Source organism: Oceanospirillum linum (genome assembly GCF_001995095.2).
Lineage (GTDB): Bacteria > Pseudomonadota > Gammaproteobacteria > Pseudomonadales > Halomonadaceae > Oceanospirillum > Oceanospirillum linum.
Genome location: NZ_MTSD02000195.1, coordinates 1 through 404, shown reverse-complemented (window position 1 = coordinate 404; position 404 = coordinate 1). Strand labels below are relative to the sequence as shown.

At 61.6% G+C, this 404-nt stretch carries 1 protein-coding gene; it reads right to left on the bottom strand.

Annotated elements, in window-relative coordinates:
* On the bottom strand, window positions 1-404 hold a 404-nt coding region (locus tag BTA35_RS17290; protein WP_274378448.1), incomplete at both ends, for a contractile injection system protein, VgrG/Pvc8 family.

Sequence of the window (404 nt, the reverse complement as noted above, 5' to 3'; positions counted from 1 at the left end):
TCGTGTGACTGCCGTTCGCGAACGTGAAGAAGTAGAAAATGCCCTCCTCCTCCATCAACCGCGAAACGAACTGGAACGGGCTCTCGTCGTACTGGACACAGTACTCGCGCACGGCATAGGTCCCTGTCGTGCTCTTTTTCACGGTAACGCCGAGCCCTGACAGCACCTGCTCGACGATATCGAGCGCGCTGAGATTCTGATAGATCGTGCGGTCGCTGCCGAGCGTGGCGAGCCACAAACGCGGTGCCAGGGCCGCCGAGTAGTAGCCGTTCGCGGCATCCGCACCTACTTGCGCGAAGCGTGTGACGATGCCGTTGAAATAGCGCGCGGCGCCGCCTTGCGTTTGGATCGTGACCGTTACGCTTTGCCCGACGATGGACGCCGGCGAGAGCGCGGTGTTGGTC